At 65.4% G+C, this 26,606-nt stretch carries 21 protein-coding genes; 12 read left to right on the top strand and 9 right to left on the bottom strand.

Annotation, left to right across the window (positions count from 1 at the left end; all coding sequences use genetic code 11):
* The first annotated feature begins 6 nt into the window (after positions 1-6).
* A complete protein-coding gene (locus tag ATK36_RS21265) occupies positions 7-357 on the top strand; it encodes a PadR family transcriptional regulator (protein ID WP_086784451.1) in 351 nt (116 codons plus the stop codon).
* 602 nt (positions 358-959) lie between these two features.
* The gene (locus ATK36_RS31585; RefSeq protein ID WP_141544493.1) at positions 960-1,307 is read left to right on the top strand and encodes a hypothetical protein; all 348 of its coding nucleotides are present in this window, start codon (positions 960-962) and stop codon (positions 1,305-1,307) included.
* A 93-nt stretch (positions 1,308-1,400) separates the two neighbouring features.
* Here the strand turns inward: ATK36_RS31585 and ATK36_RS33705 are convergent, their stop codons facing one another.
* A complete protein-coding gene (locus ATK36_RS33705) occupies positions 1,401-2,366 on the bottom strand; it encodes a hypothetical protein (protein ID WP_245914964.1) in 966 nt (321 codons plus the stop codon).
* A gap of 221 nt (positions 2,367-2,587) precedes the next feature.
* Between ATK36_RS33705 and ATK36_RS21275 the strand changes: the two genes are divergently transcribed.
* Together ATK36_RS21275 and ATK36_RS32960 are read left to right on the top strand one after the other, a co-directional pair.
* Entirely contained in the window at positions 2,588-3,358 is a 771-nt protein-coding gene (locus ATK36_RS21275) for an NYN domain-containing protein (protein ID WP_098513124.1), read from the top strand.
* Positions 3,359-3,439: 81 nt separating this feature from the next.
* Positions 3,440-3,763 (top strand): hypothetical protein, encoded by a 324-nt coding sequence (locus ATK36_RS32960; protein WP_141544494.1) that lies wholly within the window; start codon positions 3,440-3,442, stop codon positions 3,761-3,763.
* Positions 3,764-3,987: 224 nt separating this feature from the next.
* On the opposite strand, the gene ATK36_RS21280 is transcribed toward ATK36_RS32960, so the two are convergent.
* The 3 genes from ATK36_RS21280 to ATK36_RS21295 are packed head-to-tail and all read right to left on the bottom strand — an operon-like array spanning position 3,988 to position 9,486.
* Positions 3,988-5,481, bottom strand: a complete 1,494-nt coding sequence (locus tag ATK36_RS21280; protein ID WP_098513125.1) for a class I SAM-dependent DNA methyltransferase — start codon at positions 5,479-5,481, stop codon at positions 3,988-3,990.
* A complete protein-coding gene (locus tag ATK36_RS31595; protein ID WP_141544495.1) occupies positions 5,468-6,736 on the bottom strand; it encodes a restriction endonuclease subunit S in 1,269 nt (422 codons plus the stop codon). The genes ATK36_RS21280 and ATK36_RS31595 overlap by 14 nt, the downstream gene beginning before the upstream one ends.
* On the bottom strand, positions 6,733-9,486 hold the full coding sequence (locus tag ATK36_RS21295; RefSeq protein WP_211291921.1) for a type I restriction endonuclease subunit R: 2,754 nt from the start codon (positions 9,484-9,486) through the stop codon (positions 6,733-6,735). Before ATK36_RS21295 ends, ATK36_RS31595 begins: the two co-directional genes overlap by 4 nt.
* Before the next feature lie 335 nt (positions 9,487-9,821).
* Between ATK36_RS21295 and ATK36_RS21300 the strand changes: the two genes are divergently transcribed.
* The 4 genes from ATK36_RS21300 to ATK36_RS21315 all read left to right on the top strand — a co-directional run bounded on the left by ATK36_RS21300 (position 9,822) and on the right by ATK36_RS21315 (position 18,237).
* Positions 9,822-10,967, top strand: coding sequence for a restriction endonuclease-related protein (locus tag ATK36_RS21300; protein WP_141544496.1), 1,146 nt, complete (start codon positions 9,822-9,824; stop codon positions 10,965-10,967).
* The gene (locus tag ATK36_RS21305) at positions 10,964-14,317 is read left to right on the top strand and encodes a pPIWI_RE_Z domain-containing protein (protein ID WP_098513129.1); all 3,354 of its coding nucleotides are present in this window, start codon (positions 10,964-10,966) and stop codon (positions 14,315-14,317) included. The genes ATK36_RS21300 and ATK36_RS21305 overlap by 4 nt, the downstream gene beginning before the upstream one ends.
* Positions 14,318-14,321: 4 nt before the next feature.
* The gene (locus ATK36_RS21310; RefSeq protein ID WP_098513130.1) at positions 14,322-17,051 is read left to right on the top strand and encodes an RNaseH domain-containing protein; all 2,730 of its coding nucleotides are present in this window, start codon (positions 14,322-14,324) and stop codon (positions 17,049-17,051) included.
* Between the two features lie 91 nt (positions 17,052-17,142).
* Positions 17,143-18,237, top strand: a complete 1,095-nt coding sequence (locus ATK36_RS21315) for a hypothetical protein (protein ID WP_098513131.1) — start codon at positions 17,143-17,145, stop codon at positions 18,235-18,237.
* A gap of 448 nt (positions 18,238-18,685) precedes the next feature.
* Here the strand turns inward: ATK36_RS21315 and ATK36_RS21325 are convergent, their stop codons facing one another.
* From ATK36_RS21325 to ATK36_RS21345, 5 genes are all read right to left on the bottom strand, one after another.
* On the bottom strand, positions 18,686-19,810 hold the full coding sequence (locus ATK36_RS21325) for a serine/threonine-protein kinase (RefSeq protein ID WP_098513133.1): 1,125 nt from the start codon (positions 19,808-19,810) through the stop codon (positions 18,686-18,688).
* 3 nt (positions 19,811-19,813) lie between these two features.
* The gene (locus tag ATK36_RS21330) at positions 19,814-20,263 is read right to left on the bottom strand and encodes a hypothetical protein (protein ID WP_098513134.1); all 450 of its coding nucleotides are present in this window, start codon (positions 20,261-20,263) and stop codon (positions 19,814-19,816) included.
* Between the two features lie 198 nt (positions 20,264-20,461).
* On the bottom strand, positions 20,462-20,713 hold the full coding sequence (locus tag ATK36_RS33710; RefSeq protein WP_245914966.1) for a hypothetical protein: 252 nt from the start codon (positions 20,711-20,713) through the stop codon (positions 20,462-20,464).
* A gap of 412 nt (positions 20,714-21,125) precedes the next feature.
* The gene (locus ATK36_RS21340; RefSeq protein WP_098513136.1) at positions 21,126-22,157 is read right to left on the bottom strand and encodes a cyclase family protein; all 1,032 of its coding nucleotides are present in this window, start codon (positions 22,155-22,157) and stop codon (positions 21,126-21,128) included.
* Positions 22,158-22,181: 24 nt separating this feature from the next.
* The gene (locus ATK36_RS21345) at positions 22,182-22,967 is read right to left on the bottom strand and encodes an IclR family transcriptional regulator domain-containing protein (RefSeq protein WP_211291922.1); all 786 of its coding nucleotides are present in this window, start codon (positions 22,965-22,967) and stop codon (positions 22,182-22,184) included.
* Between the two features lie 104 nt (positions 22,968-23,071).
* On the opposite strand from ATK36_RS21345, the gene ATK36_RS21350 reads away from it, so the two are divergent.
* The 4 genes from ATK36_RS21350 to ATK36_RS21365 are packed head-to-tail and all read left to right on the top strand — an operon-like array spanning position 23,072 to position 26,594.
* Complete coding sequence (locus ATK36_RS21350; protein ID WP_098513137.1) at positions 23,072-23,863, top strand: dioxygenase family protein; 792 nt, start codon at positions 23,072-23,074, stop codon at positions 23,861-23,863.
* Positions 23,856-24,995 (top strand): muconate/chloromuconate family cycloisomerase, encoded by a 1,140-nt coding sequence (locus ATK36_RS21355; protein ID WP_098513138.1) that lies wholly within the window; start codon positions 23,856-23,858, stop codon positions 24,993-24,995. Before ATK36_RS21350 ends, ATK36_RS21355 begins: the two co-directional genes overlap by 8 nt.
* Entirely contained in the window at positions 24,982-25,998 is a 1,017-nt protein-coding gene (locus tag ATK36_RS21360) for an iron-containing alcohol dehydrogenase (RefSeq protein ID WP_098513139.1), read from the top strand. The genes ATK36_RS21355 and ATK36_RS21360 overlap by 14 nt, the downstream gene beginning before the upstream one ends.
* Positions 25,995-26,594: a flavin reductase family protein gene (locus ATK36_RS21365; RefSeq protein ID WP_245914968.1), complete on the top strand. Its 600-nt coding sequence runs from the start codon at positions 25,995-25,997 to the stop codon at positions 26,592-26,594. Before ATK36_RS21360 ends, ATK36_RS21365 begins: the two co-directional genes overlap by 4 nt.
* The last annotated feature ends 12 nt before the right edge of the window (positions 26,595-26,606 follow it).

Below are 26,606 nucleotides of genomic sequence, written 5' to 3' on the forward strand. Positions count from 1 at the left end.
GCCCCGATGACGAAGAAAACTCGAGCCGTCTTGAGCGCCCTCCTTGCCGAGCCGGACAAAGGACTGTACGGCCTGGAGATCTACGAACGAACCGGGCTAATGCCCGGAACGACCTACCCGGTTCTCCTTCGATTGCAGACCGCAGGGTTGGTGTGCTCCCGCTGGGAAGACGCTGACCCAGCCAACCCCTGTCGGCCACGTCGCCGCTACTACCAGCTCACCGACCAAGGGTTCGCTGCTGCACCAGCGAAGCTGGCCGAGGTGACCGGCCTGATTGGACTCCTACGCCGCTGGCTCAGGTGGATGCCACAGCCCGCAGCGCAGGTCGCCACCTCGGTCACGTCCGCGAGGAACTAGACGTCGGGATGGCGGTCGCGTGGATTGCGGGTGGCTGCGCATTCGGTTCACTGCTCACAGCGCTGCTGGCGTTCCTGGCAGTCGCGCAAGCACGAGCATGGCGCGCCAACCGACAAGTCTACTTTCGACCACCGACCCTTTCGCCCGCACAAGTCCGATGGGCGAACGAAAAGCGGCTCAGCGACGATCCCGAAGCGACCCTGATCATCCCCGCCGATCATCCGGACTGCATCAGACCCGTTGACTGGCAAGCGCTACGTGCACGACACAGGACCTGACCGTTTCGCATCGGGCCAGGTCGTCTCGTTCATTGGCACTCGGACATGTCCACCGGCGCCGCCAACCCGCGCGTAGGTCCACCTACAACTGGGAAAATCCGCAGGTCACTGCGCTCGCCGCCGCATCGGCGCCTCATGCCCGCCGCATCAGCGCTCTGGAAGCTCACGCGCCTGAACGATTCACCGCGTTGACAGCACGGTTGATCTGACACGACGGACAGTAAGGGCGACGACGCCCGGAGAGCGTTGCCGCAACCATGATTGCTTCCAACGACGACACACGTCTTCACCCGCTTAGATGGGTGAGGCGTCGGCGATGACCGCGTGGCCGCCGATGCCGCACATGGCGCGCGTGTTCGCCGCTACGCCGACACCGGAGAACCGCTCATCCGCGACCCTCCGGATGAGTACGTCGGGCAGCATCGGTTCGTTCCTGGCGATGACAACCCAACCATGCCACCAGAATTCTTGTCCCCGCCGGAGGGTGACTTATACGACGCGGTCACCGCGTACCTGCCGCGTGTCGGGAGGCTCGACGACGAGCCACCAGCCGAGACCAGTGACGCCGATTTCGCGAACGAGAGAGCCGCAGCGACGCGGGCGATACGGCAGAGCACCGCGTCGAATCTCGGCTTCCTCCAGCGAGTTTTGGATGGTTTGCGACGGCTGTGAGTCCGCGGCCGGCCGTCCTCACCGGGTTCGTTCAGCGATCTCAAGACAAGGTCAATCGCCAGAAGGCGTGCCGGCCGGCGAACAGAGGGACAGCTATCGGCGGAAGCCACGATGACGGTCGCGCGGCGGAACATTGCCGAACTCCTCGAACCAACGCTCGGCCTCGTCCCGTTCGAGCGGGATGCGGTAGCTGAGCAGCCCTTCGTAGTCCTTGTCCTGGAACAGAACGTCCTGCAGGGTGTCCCAGTTGTAGTCAGATCGCGAGGCCGGTAGCTCGGTCTCCAAATCCGCGACGAGTTCGTCTTCGTCGTCGTAGAGCCGCTCGGCATCTTGGATCGCCAGGTCGAGCGCGATCTCCTCGGCGGTGCAGGTCGGTGTGGGAAACCGGCCGATCTGGAGATCCGAGCTGAGGTCGTCGAAGGCACGGGCGTAGCGGCGAAGGAACCATTCGTCCTGGTCGGCAACACAGGGGACCACCGCGCCCAGCGGGCCGGGCGTTCCGTCGCGGCACATTCCAGTCCGGTAGATGTAGTCGTACGCCTCGTCGGCGAGGATGGCCAGTGCATGGCCGAGCACCGCGGCCGTGCGCGGCGTCAGCGTCACCGGGAGGCAGACCTCGCACCCGCCGTCGGCGCACTCCGAGCAGCCGACGCAATCGTCACGACACGTCCCGCAGACCTCGCACCGGCCAGGGCAGTTGGTCGTCGGGAACAGCAAAAAGCCATCGTCTCCGACAGTCGGGAGCTGCCGGGCCACTCGCAGGGCCGCCGGATCATCGGCGGTGGCCGTGGCCAGGACAGGCAGCAGCGCGGAGACCGCCTTCCGCACCGGATCGGGCGCACCGTCCAGCACCGCTTCCAGACGCCGCTCGGCGGTGACCTGGTGCAGCAGGAAGCCGTTGAGTGCGGCGGCCAGCATGGTGGCCGACGGGGCATCGGAAAAGCTGACCAGCGTCTCGGCCTCGGGTCCATCACCACGATCGATCATGGCCAGCACGCTGTGCGTGGTGGGCGCGTGCTGGGGCACGAACGCCAGGTACGACGTGCTGCTGGCGGACATGGAACTCCTCTGTGCGGTCTCGGGAGAGACCGTATGACCAGGCGTTTGTCGCGTGCGCATTCGCGGTGCGCGTGTCACGGTAACGAGTGACATGCGGGCTGGTCAGCGGGGTGGCTCATCCGAGCGAACCACCCGGCCGTGGATGATCCAACGGGGTCGGTGGCGCAGGGCTGGCGCCTTGCCACCGCAGGGGTCGACGACTACAAGGGGGTGCATGATCCATGGCCGGCGAGAACGCAGCCAGGCTCGCGGTGCTGATCGACGCGGACAACGCGCGGCCGTCGATCACCGAAGGCTTGCTGGCCGAGGTCGCCAAATACGGCACAGCGCATGTCAAACGCGCGTACGGCGACTGGACCGGCACGAGTCTCAAGGGGTGGAAGGACCAGCTGCTGGCCCAGTCGATCCAGCCCATTCAGCAGTTCGCCTACACGACCGGGAAGAACGCCACCGACGCGGCGATGGTCATCGACGCGATGGACCTGTTGTACTCGGGTCGCTTCGACGGATTCTGCATCGTCTCCAGTGACAGCGACTTCACCCGACTCGCCGCGCGACTGCGCGAGTCCGGCCTCACCGTGTACGGATTCGGCGAGCGCAAGACGCCACAGCCCTTCGTCGCGGCCTGCGACAAGTTCCTCTACACCGAGAACCTCACCTACGCCCACGGCCCAACCGCACTGCCGGAAGCCGTACCCAAGCCGAAGACCGCCATGGCCGCCGCGCAACTCAAGGCAGACACCGCGCTGGTGAACCAGCTGCGCAATGCCGTCGAGGCAGCCTCTGACGACGATGGCTGGGCTCCGCTCGCATCCGTAGGCAACATCATCACCAAGCAACGCCCGGATTTCGACTCCCGCAACTACGGCTATGCCAAGCTCAGCGACCTGATCACCGCGACCACGCTGTTTGAGCTGGACCGCCGGAGCCCCGGCGATGGCAAGTCGGCAGTCATCTACACCCGCGACAAGCGACGCCAGCCTGACGAGTAGGCCACACTACCTGCCGACCACACCCCGGCCCTGATTCGAGGTCGTAGCTCCAGGAAAGGCGAAATGACTAACCGCGGACCATTGGACGCCGACACGCTGCTCAGCGGCGACGAGACCGAAGCGCTCCTCGCCCTTCTCTCTGACATCTCTCAAGGCCACGGTGGCGACCCTGGAGTTCGCGACGCGGCGAGTGCAGCGTGGTCGCTGCTGGGCAACCGCTCGGCGGCCCAAGGCGGATACGCGCAAGCTCGCGACGACGGCTACTACACGCAACTCCTGGGAAGAATGCAGAACCGGGACGGCCCTGGCGCACCGCACGATAACGGCCATCGCCGGATCCGGCTTCTGAGCAGGATCCGGCCGTTCGCCCCGTCATCGCGGTCGGGCTGCGCTGGCGGTCAGTGATGCGTGACGCCCACTGCGCGCCGGTCGGGGTTTCCACGTTCGGACCGACCGGGCCGACGCGGCTGACGCCGACGAAAAGAACGGATACTGCCGGGCCGCTATGCCGACGGACGACGACGCGGCCAGGTAGCCCACCCGCTCAAGATTGGGGCCATCCGTGGGTGTCGCGGGTCGGCACGCCGTCCTCCAGCAGTTCTTGGTCAAGACGGTGGTGTGGTCGATGTTCAGGCGGGCGTTCCGTCAGATGCCGGTTCGAGCGCCGCGGCGACGGCTTCGAGTTCGACCAGCGCCGCCGTGAGGTCCTCGATGATTTCGCGCGCGATGAGGTGAGGTGCTGGAAGATTGTCGGTGTCCTCGAGCGACTCATCCCGGAGCCACGTGACGTCGAAGTTGACCTTGTCTCGCGCAATCAGTTCGGCGTAGGTGAATGACCGGAATCGCTCAGACTCAGTTCGCTCTGAACGGGCCTTTTCGGGTGCGTAGCACTCAACGAAGTCGTCCAGATGCTGGCGACGAAGTGGGTTTTGCTTGAGAGTGAAGTGTTGGTTGGTGCGCAGATCATAGATCCAGAGCCTGTCGGTCCAGGGACGTTCGGCTGCGGGTTTCTTATCGAAGAAGAGTACGTTCGCCTTGACACCCTGTGCGTAGAAGATGCCGGTCGGCAAGCGCAGCATGGTGTGCAGATCGAAGTCACGTAGCAGCTTGCGTCGCAGAGTCTCGCCGGCACCGCCTTCGAACAGCACGTTGTCCGGGAGTACGACGGCAGCACGGCCGTTGATATCCAGGATCGTTGCGATGTGTTGAAGGAAGTTGAACTGTTTGTTCGATGTGGTGACGACAAAGTCCTGCCGCTCGATCGCGCGGTCCTCACGGGCTTCGAGTCCGTCGGCCCCAACCATCGCCAACGAGGATTTGCGACCGAACGGAGGGTTGGACAGGACAACCGACCAACGTTGGCCGGGATCGCTGATCAGTGCGTCACGAACTTCGATCAACGAGTCACCGGCGGGGTTGCCAATGCCGTGCAGAAGCATGTTCATGGCGGCAAGGCGGGCCGTCCCGTCGACAAGCTCATAGCCGTAGGCGAAGTCGTGCTGGAGGTGGTTCTTCTCGGTTCGGGTCATCGACTCCGAACCGCGTGACGCGTACTCGTGTGCGGCGAGGAGGAACCCAGCCGTCCCGGCTGCAGGGTCGACCACCGTGTCCTTCACGGTCGGCTGGACGCAGTCGACAATTGCCTGGATTACCGCACGTGGCGTGAAGTACTGCCCAGCGCCGGACTTGATGTCTTCGGCACCCCTGGAGAGGAGCGCTTCGTAGGCGTCGCCCTTGATGTCGGTGCCGGTGGCTGACCAATTTTCCTTGTCGATGAGATCGACGATGAGCCGCTTCAGCTTCGCGGGGTCTTGGATGCGATTCTGGGCCTTGCGGAAGATCGTGCCTAGCACACCCGGTCGTTTCCCGAGCTCTTCCAGGATATGCCGGTACTGCGTCTCTAGTGCGTCACCCTTGGCGTCTAGGAGTGTTTGCCAAGAGTATTCCGACGGGACGATCTGCTGTGGGTTTAGCTCACGTTGGGCGCGCTCATGTGCCATCTTGAGAAAGAGTAGATAGGTGAGCTGTTCGGTGTACTCGATCGTGCCAACGCCGTCGTCACGCAACACGTTGCAGTAGGACCACAGCTTGTCGACCAATCGACGCGCGTCAGACACCAGCATGCTCCTCGATCTTATCGTTCAACGCCCCCGAGTATGCGGCATTCAACACGGCCCGGCGGAGCGCCTCTACGCGTAGAGTTCCAGATTTCGCAGCTCGCTCGATACGTTTGAGCTCCGAGTCGCGCTCTGCATATGCTTTTGCGAGCCAGCGCTGGGCATCTGGTTCAACTCTCGGCAACCGAATGCCCATCAGCAACTTTTGCGAGATGTTCCGCATCGAGTCTTTGGTGCCCGTGGCTGCCGCCGAGATTTGACGCCTCGCGCTTGGCGCTTGAAGTGCTCTCCAGAGCCACTCGGGATCAACATCATTCCTCGGCATAAGCCGCAGGCTTTTGTCGCTGAGGAGGAGACGGCGGCGCGTCTCGCCTACAAGGACCGGCGCCCCCACATACTCACTCGTGTTGGCGCGGCTGACGAGCAGATCACCAGGCATGATCTCGAAGTTCGGGTTCACCAGCGACTCAGGGATAGCCTTGTTCTCCTGTGGGCGGAACTCGCCCCACGTCATAGCGCTAACCTTGACAATTCCCCACTCGTTCTCAACGGCAGGTGGGGCAGAACCGCCCACAGACCGCCCGGCTTGAATTCCCACCAGAAGATCGCCGAGCGCGATGGAGTCGTCGTCGCTCAGACCGAACTTCGCATTAAGTTCCGCCTGTCGTAGTCGGGCAAGGCGTAGGGTTGTGACAGAGCAGGTGGCCAGTACCGAATCGAGCCGGGAGAGATGGTCCTCAAGTAGATTTAGCAGCCGTTTTTGTTCCACCACAGGTGGGATTGGCACTGGGAGCTGCTTGATCATCGACAGACTTATTGACGCCAGATTCGTCGTTTGCTTGCCGTGCTTCTCAAACCAGCCCTTTGCGCACTCGTTGGTAAACCAGGCGAGCAGCTTTGGGTGCAGTATCTTGTTGCGGATTCGCGCCCGAAACACGTGGTTCTGATGGATGCAGTTCGGGATCTGCCCCTCCCACACCCATCCTCGCCCCAACTTGTCCCGGTCACCGCCTTCGTTCAGCAAGACGTCGCCCGGCTGAAGTTGAAGCCGTCTGACTGTGGCTTCCGGTACGCGGATTTCAGCCACCGATGTGACGTCGATACGGCCGCGTTGGACATTGGCGACACGCAAGTACGGCACGAGGGGGAGTTTCGGATCCGACTGCTTCTTCGTGTCCTTGGTTACCCCTCCAACGACATCAGCGATCTCACCGAGCGGTGCCCATGTCCAACCATCCGGGATAGGCGGCAGCGGCGTCATGCGGGCAGTTCCTTGTTCAGTTCGTCCAGTAGTTCGGCCGCGCGGGCCCTGCCAAGGTCACGAAGAGCGCCGTCGGTACCCCCGCGATCGGTGAAGGGAGCACGGTCAAGGTCCTCGGGGGTGATGCCGGCTGAAGATGCCACTACCTCGACCATGCGGTCGAGCCACCACCTCTCGGTCTCGCTAAACTTCGCTCCAGCCTGTTCTTGCTGGGTGAGCCACGCAGCGTAGCGCTCGCGAACTCGGTCGGCGTAAGGGACCAGCTCTTCGTCTTCGCCGATGGTGAAGCGCATGAGGGACACCAGGTCAGTGAGAGTATGCCGGGTGCTACGCCGGACCCGGCCAGCCTCGATTGCTTCGTAGGCGGCCCAGATCACATCGGGAGTCCAGTTGTAAGGGGGGCGGCTGATCCGGTCGGCAAGTTCCTGGATATCGTCGAAGGAGACGCGGCGTTCACGCGCCTCCGTCATCAGTTGGATCGCGGTGATCTCGTCGCGGTGCTCGGCGAGGTACTGCGCCCAGGATTCGACGAGGGACCGGGCACGCCCAGTGTCGACAACGCCGTGCGCGTCAAGAAGCACGTCCACGCTGACTTCGTCGATGATCTGGTCGTGAGCGCGGCGTAGTTCGAGGATCCGATTACGCAGCTCTGGGTTGGCCGCCAGTGGCTCGATCGCGTGATCGAGGAGCTGCTGTACGGCGGCGGCCGGGTCGGCGGCCCCCTGGACGGCGTGGGCCTGCCTGTCCGGGTCGACCGCGTCTACGAGACCGCGGATGATCGCCTGGACGGAGGTTCCAGCGACTTGGTCAAGCTCGCCGCGTTCGGCCGGTGTGAGCTGCAACTCCAAGGCCGTCAGGCGCGACGCGAGGGTAGCCGTCTCGTCCTCGGTGAGGGTGAGCGTGGCTGCCTTGTCCAGCAGTTTCTTCAGGCTGATGCCCTTTTGCCTGTTCAGGGGCGGGTCCACGAAGTCGTGTTCGGTGACACCGACGGCGTCGACGATGACGAACCGGGTCTTCTCGGTGGCGTCCGGGGTGACCGCGCGGAAGTCGGCCGAAGCGATCGTCCGTGCTCCCCGGCCCTTCATCTGCTCGAAGTACTGTGCCGAGCGGACGTCACGCAGGAAGAACACGCACTCCAGCGCCTTGACGTCGGTGCCTGTGGCGATCATGTCCACGGTGACCGCGATCCGCAGAACCGTCGAAGTGCGAAATGCCTGGAGTTGGCCTTTGGGATCCTTCGCGTTGTAGGTGATCTTGGCGGCGAAGTCGTTGCCCTTGCCGAACACCTCCCGGATGGTGGTGACGACCTCCTCGGCGTGGTTGTCGTCCTTGCAAAAGATCAGTGTCTTGGGCACGGTCGACCGGCCAGGAAAGATCTCGGGCAGCTTGTCGCGGAAGGTCTCCAACACCAGCCGAATTTGGCTGGTTGAGGTTACCGCGCGGTCCAACTGCCTGCTTGTGTAGACGAGGTCCTCGTCGAGCGCCTCCAGGCGTTGGACGCGGGTGCGGCGATCCACCATGGGCACGACCGTGCCGGCCTCGATCGAGGAGCCGTCGGCGGTGATCTGAGTCTTGATCCGGTACAGGTCGAAGTCGACGTTGACCAGGTCGGCCACCGACTCGGGATAGGTGTATTCGGACACGAGATTCTGGCGGAAGAACCCGAACGTCTGCTTGCCGGGGGTGGCGGTCAGGCCAACGACGTGGGCGTCGAAATACTCCAACACCCCTCGCCAGACCCCATAGATGGAGCGGTGCGCCTCGTCGACGATGACGAGGTCGAAGGTCTCCGGCGGCAACAGCGGGTTGTACGTGACGGTGACCGGCGCCTCGGGGACGTAGCCGTCCAGGCCGGGGTCGTCGCCCTCGGTGGTCTCTTCGTTCTTGAGCGCCTTGAACACCCGCTGGATCGTGGAGATCACCACGTGGCTGGAGCCGAGCATTCCCGCGCTGCTGAGCTTGTCGACGTTGTAGATCTCCGTGAAGCGGCGTCCGTCGTCGGGCGTACGGTAGTTCTGGAACTCGGCCAGCGTCTGATCGGCCAAGTTGTTGCGGTCGACTAGGAACAGCACCCGGTTGAAGCCGCCGTTCTTGAGCAGTCGGTAGGACTCGGCGACAGCCGTGTAGGTCTTCCCGGCGCCGGTGGCCATCTGTACCAGCGAACGGTCGAACCGCTGCTCGGCCAGCGACCTCTCGATTCCACGAATCGCGGTGACCTGGGCCTTGCGCATTGGTCGCTCGTCCAATGCGGGCAGGGTCCGGACCTTGGCCCGCCAGGTCGGCCGGCCGGGGTCACGTTCTGCGTCCCTCATGATGCGGGCGAGCGTCTCGGGCTTGGGGACGCTGAACAGCCGCCGGGCCCGCGGCTGGGGGTCATAGCCGTTCGTGAAGTGGGTCTCCGTGCCGCTGGCCTCGAACACGAACGGTAAGCGCCCGTCCACAGTCAGCGCCTTAAGTCGAACTTCAGGCGGCAGCCCTTCAGCGTACATGGCGGACTGCCACTCGACGCCGGACAGGGTGGTCCCTACCGGCTTGGCCTCGATGACCCCCACCACCCGCTTGTCGACGTAGAGCAGGTAGTCCACGCGGCCGTGCCCCTTGGCCATGATCATCTCGCGGACTGCGACCCCCGGGCCGGCGAACAAGTTGATGTTCTTCCGATCCTGGACCAACCATCCGGCCTCGACCAACTGCTGGTCGATGAGTGCCCGCGCCCGCTGCTCAGCGGCCAGCCTGGGATCGTCCGCCACCTCGCCGTATCCCCCTACGTCCTCGTGTTGACCACCAGAAGCATCTTGCACCATGTGCACGACAGCGCAAGGCACCAGAGACCTGCGTCGGCCAGCAAGGTGCTGATGCTGTTGCCATGAAGGTCGTCCGAAGAAGGCCGCAGGTTACGAGCAAGCGATCGGTGACGTCACACCCGTCAGTCCTGCCGCTATTGGGTGTGCACGACCAACACGGCAGACAACTTTGGCACTGAGAGTTATCGACTAGTCCGATTGGGCTACTTGGCTGCCTCGTTCGTGGTCGTGGGCTGCAAGCGGCCCCGTTTTTGTCGGTGGTGAGGTCTAGGTTGCCGCGCATGGTGCGACAGACGTCCCTGGCTGGCGGTGCAGCGAGTTCGGCAGTGCATACGCGGCCGTGGCCGGCCGAGTGGGACACCGTGGTCATCAGCTTGGCAGCCAGCGGGCTGGTCGAGCTGTCACAGAGCTTGGAGCGTCAGGGCGCGTTTCCCGTGCCGTACCCGGCCGCGCTGCAGCGCGCGCTGGATCGGTTGACCGCGATGGGCGTGATTGCCGGTGCCGAAGTGCCGCACAGCGTCATGGACTTGGCAGCCTGGGCTCATCGTCCGTTCGTGCAGTGGCCGTTCCGCCCGGCGGTGGAGGGGTTGAACGACGACGAGTCGCTCCTGATGGACGGCAAGCCCACCAAGGCGTGCTTGGAATGGGCGGTCGTGAGCGGGGACGTCGAAGGCGAGATTCGCGAACGTCTCCTTATCCACGGGGTGCTGGACGTGTGCAAAGCGAACGACGATGCCGCTGCTTACGTTCGTTTCCGGCGTCTGTTGGTGGAGAAGCCCGCCATGTCGGAGCGAGACCTACTCGTGACGATGGCTCAGCCCGGATTCGCGTTACTCGCTCAGCATCTGCGGGGCGCTTACCGCGCGGCTCCGGCGGAAGCCTTGGCCACAGGAGAGGCAGTTGTGTGCGGAGGCTGCGGTCACCTGTGGACCGTGCAGGCTGATGGTGTCCGTCGATGCAGTGAGTGGGACTGTCCTGCGCCCACGACGATCAAGAAACACCTGCTCGCCTCGGAGGGCGTTGTTTGGCTAAGCCGTGAGCTGCGAATGTTCGTGTCTGGTCCTGGCCGGGCGGAGCTTCGAATCGCCAAGGCGCTGGCGCGGGCGGGGGTGACCGCGCAGTTGTGGCCGGACTTCGACGCCTGCGATGTCCTGCCGGTCGAGGTGCCGTGGGCAGCAGATGTGAAGTCGTGGACGAATCCAGTCCGCCTGGCCTGGCGGTTGACCGAGCGGCCGTTCGTGCTGCCACGTGGAGCCGAACGAGGCTTCATCGTGATCGCGAAAGAGCAGACGACGGGTCGTCCCGAGTACCTGCGGGCGTTGCGCAACCACTGCACCTGGTTGAAGGGCCAGTCCAGGATCGAGGCGGTGTCAGAGAAGACGTTCATCGACCGGGTGGTCCGCGAGTTTCGGAAGGCGCAGGCGTGAGAGACAGCAACACGTGGAAGAAGGACCCCGCAAAGCTCCTGCGGCGCGAGCACGAGACGCTCGAAAGTCGCACGGCGTTGCGGCTGGTCGATATCGAGCTGGTCTTGCACCTCGTCGAGCAGGTTGCTCCAGACCAGTCGGTTCTGGACGCCTGGGCACTGTTGGGTGGCTATCCGTTCCTGACTGCCGGCCGCAGACCGGTTGCCCCAGAACACGAGTCCATGATCGGAGTAGCACGCCACCTGGTCCTGTGGTTCAAGGACCGCGAGGACTGGCGCGCTGCACTGGAAGAGTACGCGGAGTTGCCCGAGACCATTCGAGGCTATGAAGTCGACCTCGACTCGGGAACAACCTCACGACGTGTTCCCACCGTGCTGACCGACCGCTTCGACTATTACGAAGACGTCCTGTCCAATCCGCCACCAGACCTCACGAGCAAGATCACGGTCGCCGAGGCAGGGCGCTACTTCAACCAGGCCGACATGGGAACCAGCGTCACGATCCCTGACTGGTTTCCGATCCACCCCGGTGGTCGCGGTCACGACGTACTGGCGCGCTGTGATCGCGACGCGATCGAGCTGGAGTGGTCGGAGCTGGTTACCGCGGCACGTTGGGGTGATGACCGCGAGGCTGAGCTGGGTTGGCCCGAACGTTTGCGGTCGAACTGGGTCGACAGGTTGAAGCGAGTAACGCTCGAAGTCCGCCAGGGCGACAACAGCTTCTCCAAGTCCGAGAAACTGACGATCGCCGGCATCATGCACATGATTGGCATGGTCGGGGCTGGCAAAAGCACCCTGGTCGAGGTGCTCCTCCTCTGGTGCCACCTCAATAACAAACGCGTCTGTGTAGTCGCCGACAACGTTACGTCGGTACTGCGTAAGACAGTGCACCTCCAAGCGCTCGGCGTCCGCGCTGCCCCCGTGCTCGGTCAGTCGAACCGCGTCCAGCACCTAACCCGCCTGCACCGGTTGACCAACCCGCGTAACGGTCGCATCGCGCCCGCAGGGGACAGGATGTTCGATCTCACCAGCACCTCTTGCTCATTGGACGGGTTGCGCGACCACTCGGCGACGCCTTGGGAGCTACGGCATTCGCCCTGCGCGGGTCTCATCCCCGAGGAAACCGACGATAAGCCGAAGGCCCACACGTGCCCGGCGTGGCACACGTGTCAACGACATGAGCCCTCGCGCGAACTGGTCGACGCAACCGTATGGGTGGCGACCACGGCCAGCCTTATCCACACCCCGATACCCAAGCAGCTCAACGAGGAGCGACTGCGCTACCTCGAGCTCGCCTGGCGCCGTAGCGACCTGATCATCGTCGACGAGGCGGACCAGGTTCAGGCGCAGTTGGACTCGGTGTTCAGCCCCGAACAGCAGCTCATCGGCGAGGACTACGACGCCTGGCTCGACGAGGTCATCGACCGTACCAAAAGGACGATCCGTCAAGCCGGGCGTGAGCCTATGCACGAGCCACTGGTGCGGCATTGGATGGTCAATCTCGACAACGCCAACATCGCGGTGGACATCATGTACTCGGCGCTGTCCCGCGACGGCGCCCGGCCGCAACCGGCGTTGTCACGCCGGTGGTTGGACAAGGCGTACTTCACCGAATGGACTCTGTCCCAGCAGCTTGCCCAGTCCTGGGCTGGCTTTGGGCCGAGCAAGGCCAACACCCACCGCCCGGTGGACGGGTGGGAGGACGATCCGGTCTACCGTCGGTTGCGACGTGCGTTCGACGGATTGATCGACGATCCCCTTGGCGCGAAGGACACCGACGACGAACTCACCCAGCGGATGGTCACGCTCACAGCGCAAATCCTTCGAGACGCCAACGAGTCCGTCCGCCTTCGCCGGGTCGGCGAGTGGCTGGAATCCACGGCCAAGGAACTCGCCGAGCAAGGCTTGACTCTGACCATCGACGACCCGGAGCGACAGGCCGTCCGGCTCGAGTTCACCTTGGCGGTCGCTGTACTGGCAAAGTCGCTCGATCACGCGATGGACATGTTCCGAGCCGTGGAGATGGAACTCGGTCTTGAGGGCACCAGTTCCGCGCTGTTCCACCGCGCCCCTGCCGATTACCAGCCGGTCGTCCCAGACTCACCGATGGGCAATGTGCTGGGCTTCCAGTATCTCGACGACGATCACGATCAGCGCAGGGGACGCTCCAAGATGGGGCGGCTGCGTTTCTTCCGCTGTAGCGGCATCGGCCGCTGGGTACTGCTGCACCTCCACGAGCTGTTCCTCACGGACTCCGACCGAGGCCCCAACGTGTTACTGCTGTCGGGGACCAGTTGGGCAGGCACGTCGGCTCGCTACCACATCGACATCCCAGTGACGGCGATCCTGACACCACCGAAGAAGGAACTGGCCGCCGTGCGGGCCAGCCGCTTCGAGTTCTTCCCGCTCTTCGCGGGAGACAATACGGCTCCCATCAAGGTCTCGGGCAAGTTCGGCGAACAACGCGAACTGGCCTTGAGGCAGATGATCGCCGAGCTGGCCAACCCGGGTGCCGGCAAGAGCATCCTGGAACAACACCGCGACTCGTTGCCGCCGAGCAGGCAACGACTGCTTCTGCTGGTCGGCAGCTACGCCGAAGCCCGCATGGTGGCTCAACACCTTGTGTCCCTGCGTAGTAGCTGGCAAGACCAGGTGCTGCACTTGGTCGCCGATGATGAAGAGTTCACCGACTCCTGGGACGGCGCCAACGGCTTGCGCCGCGGGGACGTGCACACCCTCGCACGGACACCCGCCTGGATCCTGGTCGCTCCGTTGCTGGCAGTCGAGCGTGGACACAACATCCTCAACGACGACAGCCAAGCCGCGATCGGGGCGGCCTACTTCCTCATCCGCCCCCACCCGCGCCCCGACGACCTGAGCTATGTCATCCAGCGCGTCAACCGCTGGGCGACCCACCAGATCCGCAGCAAGTTCCCGGTCGTCGAAGACACCGACCGTACGGCGCTGGGACGGTGCGCCACCGCGTTCCGTTCCGCGGGCCACCGCCAATGGAGGTGGTTGCTCAACCTCAAACTCGCCTACAGCAACTTGCCGGTGAGGGAACGCGAAGCCTTGGCGTGGACCCAATTAGTCACCATTTGGCAGGTGATCGGCCGGCTGGTCCGGGGCGGAGTTCCAGCCGAGGTCTACTTCTGCGATGCGGCTTTCGCGCCGAACGCGGCCCGCCGCTCGGAGAACAGCAGCGACGACGCGTCGCTGAGCCTGCTCATCGGCTTGCGCGAGGTCCTGGCGCCTTACTTCGCCGACGACTGTGCTGACCCCGACACCTACCTCGTTGAAACTCTCTACGGCTGCCTGTACGAGGCGCTCGCCCAGCTCGAAGGACTGTGACCCCATGCCAGCCAAGCCCAAGTACGAAGACCTCAAGCTCGCCGCATTCCAGCTGCGGACCGACGTCCCGTGGGAGCGCCGCCTGTACCTGTTGCGTTTCCCTGAGCCCTGGAAGAAGCCGTTGACCACCCTCGCCAAGGCACGTCGGAACGGCGAGGAAATCCGCTCGGTCCCGATCACGCTGCTCAACGACGTGATCGCGGCCCTGGTACCCGACGTCATCACAGTCGCTACGCGCGCGACGATCGGTGAGAACGCGCCGTGGATCTACAGCGATGTCGAGGTGAACACCGAGTCGCTGTTCGCCATCATCGCGACCTGGATCCGCGCTACGGCAGCCGACCCGGCCAAGGCCGAAGCGATCCTGGGCAGGCTGCACCAATCCGATCTTGTCTGGACTCCGTTAGATGTCGACTTCACCACGTTGACCTCCGACAGCGCCGACGAGGTCCAGTCCGACGAACTCTACCGCCTCCTGCCGCACGTCATCGCTGCAGAACTGAGCGCACCGGGACTCCAGCATGTGCACCTGATGCCGAAGAATCCCGATGCGGACCCTGCGGACGCCGAACCGGCTGACGTCGAGCAGGTGATCTCGCAGTTCCACCGGACACCCGCCGAGCAGGGCGCGTGCGTGATGAACTGGCCACCGCACCGTATGCCCCACCGGCCCTTGTCCTACATGATCAATATTACGGCTCAAAGCCGGGCGTTCAACTCGCAGCCGCTGGTACACATCTCCGTGGGGACGCGCAGGTGGGCGCATAAAGAAGCCAAGCTGAGCTTCAACCAGGGGCACAGCGTTTACATGCTGCCTTCCCTGCCGTGGCTGCCGGGACTGAACCAATCACGCAGCTTCCTCGTGGCATCGATCGAGTCTTGGAAGAAGGACGCGCCGAACACCGATCAGGGCTTTGAGTACTCAGCTCGCTGGTCAGGTGGAAAGATCGGGAAGATCCTCCGGGAACTCGGACTTTCCGAGAAGCTTCCCGACCCCGAGGTGCTCAAGAGCAAACCCACCACGTACCTGGCAGCGCCCAACGCCGCGGCGCTCGTCTTCCGCAACGGCATGTACTCCTTCGACCACCCCGTCGCCCCAGGGACGTCCCTCGCGGACAAGGTCCCGATCGTCGAATGGGTCACCAACACCCTCGCCGATCGACTGGTTCCCGTCGAGAACCTGCGCAAGGGCTCCCAAGTGTTCCTGGACGCCAAGAAGCTCAAGGAGTCCAAATTCGCCGCCTCGGAGGCAGCCCAACTGCGCAAGGCCATCGCGGACACCATCGGCGAGACCCTGGGCGTCGATATCTTCTACGACACCACTCACACCAAGAACTACGCCCGTGCCACCCTGTCCAGGCTGCTCGGCATCGAAGTACCCGAGGACACAGACCGCCTCACCGGAAAACCCGAAACCATCGTCACCGACGAACTCACCATCCTCACTACCGTGCGCCCCGTCGGCGCATGGGGCGGCGGGCTAGCCGGCGACGACACGACGATCACCAACAAGGACCGCTTCCAAGCGGCCGTCAACAGTCGTATCGATAAGATCGGCGATGAGCTTGGAAACGCCGAGGTGCCAACCATCTCGCTCGTCGAGATCAAGGGCAAGAAGTCGTACGCCGGCAAACAACGAACCTCCGACCCAAAGTTCGCGATCAAGGTCGGCCTGTCCCGGACCGGACGGCTGTCCCAATGCGTCACCGAAGCCCCAGAACCGGTCCCGGCCGAAGGTGATCAAGGAGCAACCGCATCTGACTCGAGCCTGGAGAAGATGCGTTTCAGTTGGTATGACCTACTGCGCCAACTGGGAGTCCGTACCACCGACCTTCCAGTCCAACCGGAAGGAACAAGCGTCCGCGAGGCACCCGCTTACCTCGCGTTCTGGCTGGTCCGCCAGAACCAGCGCAGTCGTTGGGAAGGCATCACGCGTCAGGTTCCCGTTGCGGTCCTCATCGACCCGACCGGACGGCATGTTCAGGCTTGCGCGCCCAACGTCCGGTGGACCCCGCTGCACCGCGCACAGCACGAGATCAGTCGGCATCACATGCTCACGGACCAGAAGCGGACCCCCGAAGAGATCACCCGCTTCTTCGAGCAGGTCCTTCGCAGTGTTGCCCGCCAGTACCCGTCGCTGCTGTTGCTCACCAGCGCCCAGAATCTCAGGTGGGGTTGGCCGCACCTCAACAACCCCGACATGGCAATCGATACCATCAAGTTCGGCCAACAACCCCAAGACATCAGCCGCTACCCCGGCCTCCGGCATGTCCGTCTGCGCACGACCGAACGCCACGAGGTACCCGACACGTGGGCTGCCAACACCAAGGAAGAAGGCCACTCCGCCGGCTACTGGATCGCTGAGGATCGCATCTACTTCAGCACTGGCGAAAAGCCCCGCACGGCCAGCAGCGCAGTCAAGAGCGCATCGAAGGTCGTACCCCGATGGCGAAAGGGGGAACTGGTTAACCCATCAACCAAATCGATGGTGTGGAACGCTCGCGCACTCGAGTTCACCGTCGCAGCAATCCAGCCCGGCGACGTCCCAGAAGACTGGGCTGCACTCACGCACGATCTCCGCTGGGCCACCCCGCACTACGACTATTCCATCGCCCTACCGTGGCCACTCGCGGTCGCCAAGCAAATCGCTCAGTACATCATGCCCCTAGACCTTCTCGACGACGTGGACGAAATCGAGGCAGACAGCTCATCACCTGTCGATGACGGGAACTAGGCGCCGCCCGTGTTGGCGGAGCCGTACACGCCGATCTCCGCCAACTCGACGTTCATCAACCTGAATTGGCGGCGGACACCAAGGAGCCTCCTTGCCCACCTGCCCCTTCTGTGGCTTCACCGGCAAGCTGACCGCCGAGCATGTCTTTGGGAACTGGCTGTCGCGGATCGGCCTGGACCTGGAACCAATGGCGCACGGCGCCGGGCCGTTGAACCGCGTAGGACAGGACCTGGGTGTGCGTCCGCCGTTCCGTCAGACGGTGCGCGTCTGTGGCGGCTGTAACAACGGCTGGATGAGTCGCCTCGAGGCGGTCGCCGCCCGGGTCCTGACACCCTTCATCCTGGGTGAAGCGGGGCAGATCGCGGCCGAGGACGCGGGAGCCGTCGCGGCGTGGGTCCAGAAGACAGCCCTCACGGCCATGCTCGTATCGTCCGAGACCCAGCGCAGCGCAGGCTATGGGCTCCCGCAGTCGGAATACCGTGGGCTGTCGAACGCCAGAGACGAGATGCAACCGCTTCCTGCCAGTCAGTTCTGGGTCGGGGGGTACACGGGAGAGAGCCGGCTCGCCTCGACGTGGGTCACGCCGTTGACGGTGACGGCCAGTGAGTTGTCGGAGCCTGACCGGCCGCAGGGTTACGCGATGACCATCGTGCTGGGGCAACTGTTGCTGCACGGCGTGCGGTTCACGACGCCAAGCCTGCAGGTCGAGGTGACCACCAGGCAGGAGTTGCCACAGTTGTGGCCACCGGCGGAACAAGTCGCGTGGTCCAGCGGAATGCCCGTGGACGATGCGGCCTACCTCGGCTTCGCCGCAGGCAAAGACCTTCGTTCGATGGAGCGGCATATCGAGGTACGGCCGTGGAAGCCCGCGACGGAACTTCCTGAAAGCAGGACTGTCGGCAGCATGGTGGAGCTGCCGACTGCCTGCGGCAAGCACGTCGTGTACTACCCCGCCGGCCTGGTCGACGAGGCGCTGCGCGGCAGGTTCTATGCATTCGGGACAGCGTGTGAGTGTGGCACGGCGTACCTAGTCCAGACCGAGCCTGACGGCGCTCACTGCAAGGCGGTGAACTCGGTGGATGTCATCTCCGAGTTGTACGAGAGCCTGCCTGGAAGGGAAGTTGTGCTTGAGGACCAGCACGGCATGTTTCCCTGCAAGCGACTACCGGAAGCATCAGAGCGCTGATGCAAGTTCTCCTGGTCCATCAACCTAGCGTCGCCCACACGTTTCCTGCCAATCTCTCGCGCATAGTCGGGGGTCAGCGCTACCGTGACGGTGTGAGCAAGGACGGTCTGACGCGGTTGGTCGTGTCGCTTATGGTGTCCGGCGGGGTGACCGCCGTGGATGCCGCGCATCCTGCCGATGCTCATGCTGCTGTGCTCCGCGCGGTCCGTCTGCCAGGTGGCGAGATGCTCTCACGTGCCTTCGACACGGAGGTGCGTACAGTGCCGGACCCCAGCGTCGGGCTGCGCGTCCTCGGCCTGACCCAGGCCCTATGGAGGGCGGTCGGCCGAGGTTGGCTTGAGCCGCGCGACGGAGGCGGGCAAGCGCTACTCGTGCTGTCGGACGCCGCTGCAAAGGACCTCGCCGCGGACCTCAGCCAACTCGACCGATCCCAGGGCTCCGCAGTGCGTCAGGCCGGTGACGCCTGGGCAAGGGACTCCACCTGCCTGAAGAACTCGGTCAGCGCCTTCGCGTCTCCCGCGTCCGTGTAGCTGGTTAGCCGGCGGATGCTTCGCCAAGGGCTGCCCGGCCTCTGCCACTCGGCGGTTACTTGTACCCGTCCGGCGTGACGTCCACGCGCCACTTCGATCGCTTGGACGCGGTAGTGTCGGCGCCTCGCGGGGATTTTGGTGGGTGGCCAGGTGCCAACCCACTCGCCGAGCAGGTCTGCCCCTGATACACGTCGCCAGTCAACGTATTGCAGCCCGTTGAGCTTGCGGAGCGCGGAGCGTGCTGTGTCTGGCCTCCTTGCAGGTTCCACCCGCACCAGTGAACTGACAAACTTCCTCACGTTGGGCGGCACGTGCGGCGGGAACGTATACCACCGGTCGGTCATTGCGCGCTTCCCCGCGGCAAGGCGGGTGTCAACCTCGGAAAACTGGATCTGCTCGTACGGGAACCTGCCAGCGAGCATCTCGACTGTTGTGACTCCGAGCGAGTACAGATCCGATCTGAGGGTCACATGCCCAGTGGACTTGGCCTCGGGTGCGAGGTACAAAGGCGTGCCCCCGTAGTCCGGCGCTGTGCCAGTACGCGGGTCGATTTTGCCGGCGGAGCCTAGGTCAGCGAGGACTGCGTTCTCCCGCGACTGGTCGAGAAGGATGTTGTCGGGCTTGACGTCCCTGTGCACGTACGCGCGATCCTGATGCAGGTACTCCAGGGCGTCCAGCACCTGGCCGCAGATCCTCATCGCGTCGGCCAAGCCGAATCCGTGCCCGTCCATGAGCGCGTCGTAGACGCTCCCTCCTGGGTAGTAGTCGCAGATGAAGGTCACGGCGTCCAGACCACGGAACTGGGGGTCGGGTTCCCATTGGGCGTCCCACACCTCGATCAGATGCTTGTGCCGGGCCTCCTTCAACAGGTGCGGCTCGCGGGCCACCCCGTCGGGCACGCTGAGGAGGGAGATCGTTTTCTGTACGACGTCGCGATCGAAGATGTCGTGCCTCGCAAGCCGGCAGACGCCGACGTTGCCCTCCCCGATTGTTTGGAGGATCTCGTAGGTGGGCCGTTGAAGGAGGTCTCCGACGATGGGCATATCTCACTCTCCGACGATCTCTGCGCGTGCCGCCACCGCGGCGAGATCTCGCTTCTTCGTCCAGTATTTCCCTACCGGGGTATCGAAGACGCTGGCCACGTGGTCAGCGACCGCGCCTTTGCGGGGTAGGCCCAACCGAGAGCGGAGCGTCGCGCGGGCGAGCCGGACGCATGTCACCTGGGCGTCTACTGCGCAAGATGCCAGCAGCGCCTCGGCGGTAAACCGAGTCCGCATGTCCGCGACCTTCGGTACCCGCCCACCCGGTTCCATGTCTAGGATCACGACCCGATTGGGTGACAGTGCCGTCAGTGCGTGCACGCACTCGTCTCGGAACGCCACGATGGCGTACCCGGCCTGGGGGCCGTCGCGCAACTCAAGGCAATTCGGCTCGGTCTCTAACACACCGTTGTCGTCGACCAGGCAGAGCCACAGCTTGCCGCCCGCCGCGTTCACGCCGAGAACTCTCAAATCTGGTTACTCACCCCTCGTCAGTGCCGGATCCGCAGGGCACCAGAGTAAGCGCCCAGGCCGCCGCGACCTTGACGACCTCATCCTTCAGCTCCGCGTAGGCAATATCGCGGGCTGTCGTCGACCTCACCGACCCAGTGGATCGGGACCTGGTCGCCGCTGATCGGACAGTCAGTGCTCGGCTCACGATCGTGGCCGTCCGTGGGTGTCGCGGGTGGGGACGCCGCGTTCGCGGAGTTTGGTCAGCACGGTGGTGTGGTCGACGCCCAGGTGTGTGCCGACTCGCGCGAGGGACCAGCCGAGGTTGTAGAGGTGGATGGCGTCGTCGACCTGCTCGGGGGCAAGTCCGCGGCGACGCATCGGCACGTCGTGTCGTTTGAGGATGTTGCTGACCGTCCGCCGTTCGATGCCGAATCGGGTACCCAGCTCGTACACGGTTGCTCCGGCTTGGTATCCAGCGATGAGGTCCTTGACCTGGACGGCATCGAGTTGCCGTGCCCGACCCGGTCTTGGCCGGTCGACGGGCGGCGGAGCGGGCGCGGACGGGTCGGGGAGCTTCCCTAGCAGTGTCTCCAGGGCTTCTACCTGGGGTTTTGTGTTGTAGTAAGTTCCCCCAAGGTCCACAGGGACCGGAGCATCGGTAGCCCCTACACTACCTCTGACCTGCGGTTTTACGGGGTCGAGGGGCTACCGATCGGGCGCTGTCGATTTTTACCTCAACTAGAACTCCGCCTTCGACGAGCGGAGGCGGTCTTGTCTCACCGTCGTAGCAGGATTTAGGCGGGTTCGCGGCCCAGGTGATTAGGTGACCAAGGGCGTCGCGTCGCTGATCCTGCGTTCTTCTGGATCATCGCATGGCGATGGCGTTGGCCGGGGAGCCAACGCCGCCGACGATCGTCAGTGGTGCCACGGTGAGCAGGAATGACCACTGGTTGTCGTTGGCGCAGGCGGCGGCGAGTGCGTCGAGGTTCCAGAGTTCGCCAATGGGCATGCCGAGGAGACCGATAAGGGCGCGGTGCATGATGCCCGAATGTGGGTCACGCTCGCCGGTTTCTCGCTCGGCGCGGATGAAGAACGGGCTGTCGGGTGCGGCGGGCCAGCATTCGAGGGCGAAGTTGTCCGCGGCGACGAGGCTGACGCGGTGGTCCCATAGCCAGGCGAGGATGTCGTGCGACTGGGCGAGCCCGGGGTGAATCTGGCTGCTGTGCAAGCTTTTCTTGATGTGCGGATCGGCTTGGGTGAGGTACCAGTGCATCCACCCGAAACGGATGAGGACGATGTCGCCGGGGTGGACGTCGGTGCCTTGCGCGGCGCGGGTGTCCTCCAGTTCTTGCGCGGTGATCGCGCGGCTGGAGTGGGGGTCGATCGGTTTGCCGCGGAGGCGGAGGTGACGGTCGACGTCGAGCAGGACAGCGCGGCCTGCGATGGGCAGGGTGGCGAGGTGGTGGATGCTGAGCGTCTCGTCGCCGGGGACGAAGCGGCCGGCGTCGGCGCCGTTGTAGAAGCCGTGTTCGGGGTGGCCGATGTGGCGGAGCCCGTCGAGTTGGCTGCCGTACTGGGTGTAGAACCCGTCGAGCCATTCGTCGCGGTGGAACGGGGTGCGCTGGAAGATGTGGTGCTCGATCGGTTTGCGGGTCGGCGCGAGTGAGGTGCTGATCGCGGTCGAGGGCAGGTCGAGGGAGTACGCGGTTCCGGTGCGGATTTCGCCTGCTGCGGCGTGCAAGTCGTTGAGGGACAGGAAGTTCAGGGTGCCGAGCTGGTCGTCTGGGCCGAACAGGCCCCAGCTGGAGCCGGCCGGCGCGTCGGTGCGGGCGAGCAGGGCGGTGTAGTCGGGCAGATCGGCTAGGGGCCGGGCGGCGGGGGCGTCGAGTTCGGACATGGTCGTTCCGTTCGTTGTGGGGCTTCAGCTGGTGCGGGCCCCGGCGCCGAGGGCTTCGCTGATCGTGTGGGCGGTGTCGCGCAGCGGCGGGAGGTACTCCTCGGTGAGGCGTTGCATCGTGCAGGCGAGGGTGCCGCAAGACAGGGAGAGGGCGGCGATCGCGCGGCCGTCGCTGTCGAAGACCGGGGCCGCGGCGGAGCGTCGTCCGAGTTCGAGTTCCTGGTCGACGGCGTCCCAGCCGCGTTCACGGACCACGGCGAGCCGTTCGCGCAGCGCGGCCGGGTCGGTCAGGGTCGATTCGGTCAAGGCCTCCAGTGGGCCGTCGCCGAGGACGGCGTCGACGTCGGTTTGCGCGGCGAATGCGAGCAACACATGGCCCATGGACGTGGCGTGTGCCGGTAGCCGGGTGCCGACGGCGAGGTTGACGCTGGTGATGCGGCCGCGCTGGACGCGGTCGACGTAGACGACATCCGATCCGTCGAGTGCGGCGAGCGAGGTGCCGACGCCGAGCTTGTCGGTGAGCTCCTCCATCAGCGGACGGGCCACGTCGGTCAGCCGCACCGAGGACAGGTAGGCGTACCCGAGGGCCAGCACTTTCGGGGTCAGGCCGAAGCGACCATCGCTCGTCCGGGCGTAACCGAGGCGTTCCAGGGTCAGCATGATCCGCCGAACGATCGGTTTGGACAGTCCCGTCGCGGACGCGAGTTCGCTCAGTCCGAGCAGAGGACCTCGCCCGGAGAAGGCTGCGATCACCTGCAATCCGCGTTCCAGCGTCTGCAGGTGGTCTCGCCGTTCGTGCTCGTCGGTCAATGCGTCCTCCTTGACATCACCGTGTCTCTGCGCTCATTCTGACATGCGTTCGCAATGCGGCTCAAGTGTACGCAATGCGACCGCCTTAGGGAAGGGGCAGTTCGATGACGAACGACCGGGTCCTCACCGTCGTGGAGGATCTTGAGCGCACGCTCGTGGAGTTCATCCGCAAACACGGCATCACCCACGCCGAATACCGGGCCGCGACCGATCTGATCATCGCCGAGGTTGAGGCGGGCGAGGCCAGCCTGCTATTCGATGTGTTCCTCGAAGCCGCGGCCACCGACATGGACAACCACGGCCGAACCGGCAGCATCGAGGCGATCGAAGGACCCTTCTACCTGCCCGGCGCGCCGTGGCTGGAGGGCCCGCCGTATGTGATGCCGCAGCGCCCGGACGAAGCCGGCGTGCCGCTGATCTTCCACGGGCGGGTCACCTCCGAGACCGGCCGGCCGCTCGCGGAGGTGGAATTCGATCTCTGGCACGCCGACGCGGCCGGCCAGTACTCGCAGATCCACCCGAACATTCCGGACTGGAACCTGCGTGGCCGGTTCCGCAGCGACGCCAACGGCGTCTTCTCGGTGCGCACCATCGCACCGCCGCCCTACGAGATCCCGAAGAACGGCCCCACCGGCACCGTGCTCGACGCGTTGGGCCGGCACTTCTTCCGTCCCGCGCACCTGCACGTCAAGCTGCGCCACGAGTACTTCGGCGAGCGCACCTCGCAGCTGTACTTCCCCGGCGGCGAATACCTCGACAGCGATGTCGCCAACGCTGTGCGCGACGAGCTGGTCCTGGACGTGACATTCGTCGAGGGCGCCGCAGCGGCCGACGGAAAGTCCTCTGTGGACGCCCGGTACGACTTCGCCTTCGCACCGGCGGTGTCGGATGCCTGAGGCGACCGTCCCCGCTGCAGTGCTGCGGGTCGCGGCCTTGGAGACGCGGCTGCTCGATATCCCGCTCGTGCGCCCGCACCGCTTCTCGGTCGCGACGATGCACACCCAGGGCGTGCTGCTGATCCGGCTCGTCACCGAGGACGGCGTCGTCGGCTGGGGCGAAGGCGTGGTCCCGGGCGGGCCGTGGTGGGGCGGTGAGTCGGTCGAGGGCATGGCCGCGCTCGTGGAGCACCACTTGGCCCCGCTGGTCCTCGGACAGGACGTCCTGCGGCCCGAAGCGCTGGCCCGGCACTTGGAGAAGCACGCCGCTGGCGCGCCTTTCGCCCGCGCCGGGGTCGAGATGGCCGTCTGGGACGCTGCCGGGCGCGCGCTGAACGTGCCGGTCTCCCAACTGTTGGGCGGAGCCCGGCAGGAGCGGCTGCCCGTGACGTGGGCGCTGGGCACCGAACCGGCGGAAATCGTCATCGACGAGGCCCGCGAGCTGCTCGCTCAGGGCCGGCACCACTCGTTCAAACTCAAGATGGGCACCCTGCCCGCCGACGAAGACGTCACCCGCGTCAGCGCGGTCACCCACGCCCTCGACGGCGCCGCTCCCGTGGCGGTGGACCTCAACGGAGCGTGGGACGAACACACTGCCCGCCGGTGGCTGCCCGCCCTGGCCGAGGCCGGCGTCCACCTCGCAGAACAGCCCCTGCCCGCCGCCAACGTCGCGGGCCTGGCCCGGCTGCGGCACCAGACCACTATCGCGATCATGGCCGACGAGTCGCTGTGGACCCCGGCCGACGCGCTGCACCTGGCCACCGCGCACGCCGCGGACGTCCTGGCGCTCAAGATCGGCAAAAGCGGCGGCCTGTCCGCGACCCGCCGGATCGCCGCCGTCGCCGACGCGGCCGGGCTCGGCTGCTACGGCGGCACCACGATTGAAACCTCCCTCGGCACGTCGGCCTCGGCGCATCTGTTCGCCGCCACCACCGTCGGCGTGGGCACCGAACTGTTCGGCCCGCTGTTGCTGGCCGACGACATCGCGACCGAACCGGTCACCTACGAGGCGGGCGAGCTGCTGCTGACCGACGGGCTCGGGTTCGGCATCACCATCGACGAAGAGAAGGTGGCGAAATATGCACGCCGTTGACACCCAGCGTGCCGCCTACACGCTGACCCTGCGCGGACCCCGCGTGCGCTACGGCCCGGGCACCGCCCGCACCGACCTCACCGCCGAACTCGACCGGCTGCACGCCCGCCGAGTCCTGCTCGTGGCCACCACGCGAGCCCGCACTGCCCACCAGGACGTGCTCGCCCCGGTCGACGGCCGGATCGCCGGTCACGTGCCCACCGTGCGCCGGCACGTCCCGGCCGAGGACGCCCGCGCCGCGGCCAGCCTGGCCCGCGACATCGAGGCCGACCTGCTGCTCAGTCTCGGCGGCGGCTCCGCGACCGGCACGGCCAAGGCCGTCGCCGTCGAGACCGGCCTGCCGATCGTCGCACTCCCGACCACCTACGCGGGCTCGGAGATGACCCCGATCTACGGGATCACCGAGGACGGCGTGAAACGCACCGCGCGCTCGGACCGGGCGCTGCCCACCACTGTGGTCCTCGATCCGGAGCTGACCGCCGACCTGCCGCCGGAGCTCGCCCGGACCAGCGCGGTCAACGCGCTCGCCCACGCCACCAGCGGGGTGTTCGCCGCCGGGCACAGCCCGCTGACCGACCTGCTCGCCGCCGGCGCGACCCGCTTGCTCGCCGACGGGCTGCAGCGCACGGCCCGCGCCGACCTCACCCAGGGCGCGCAGCTGGCCGGAACGGTGCTCGCGCACGCCGGCTCCAGCGCTCACCACACGGCCTGCCACATTCTCGGCGGGGCGTTCGACCTGCCCCACGCCGAAACCCACGCGGCCCTGCTCCCGCACACGCTGGCGTTCCTGCAGCAGGACCGCCCCGACCGCGCCGCAGCGCTCGGCGTGCCGGACGTCGCGGCGATGGTGTCGACGCTGCTCGACGACGTCGGCGCCTCCGTACGGCTGCGGGAGATCGGCCTCGACCAGGCTCGGCTCGGGCTCGCGGCGGAACTGCTCGCTTCCGGCGTGCCGGACCTGGACCAGGCACGAGCGGCCGCGCTGGTGAAGGAGGCGTGGTGAACGCGGCAGCGGCCAAGAGGCCGCTGGATGCCCGCAGCCTGCGTGGCTGCCTGGGGCAGTTCGCCACCGGCGTCGCCGTCGTCACCTACGACACCGACGACGGCCCGCGCGGCGCCACGATCAACTCCTTCACCTCGGTGTCGATGGACCCACCGTTGGTACTGGTGTCCTTCGCCCGCCACACCACCGCGGCCCGCCTGCTCGGCGACCGCCCGTTCGTGGTCAACGTCCTCGCCGCCAACCAGCTCGACGTCGCGCTGCAGTTTGCGGGCCGGCCCCAAGAGGGCCTGGAAGTGCCGTGGTCGCCGACTGCCGAAGTGCCGCGGCTGCGCGGCACCGTCGCGTGGCTGCAATGCACCCCATGGGCCACCCAGGACGGCGGGGACCATCTGCTGTTCCTCGGCGAAGTCGTGCACCACGACTCCTGCCGCGGCGATCCACTGCTGTTCCACAAAGGACAGTTCCGGATGGCCGGCGTCGCGGTATACGACCTGCCCCGCGTCGTCCAGCTCGACGGCCGGCCCCTCGCACCCTGGGTCGGCCACGCCCACCGGCTCCACGAGATCACCGAACCCGGCTACCTCGACGAGCCCTGAACCACCCGAACC

This window comes from Amycolatopsis sulphurea (assembly GCF_002564045.1).
GTDB lineage: Bacteria > Actinomycetota > Actinomycetes > Mycobacteriales > Pseudonocardiaceae > Amycolatopsis > Amycolatopsis sulphurea.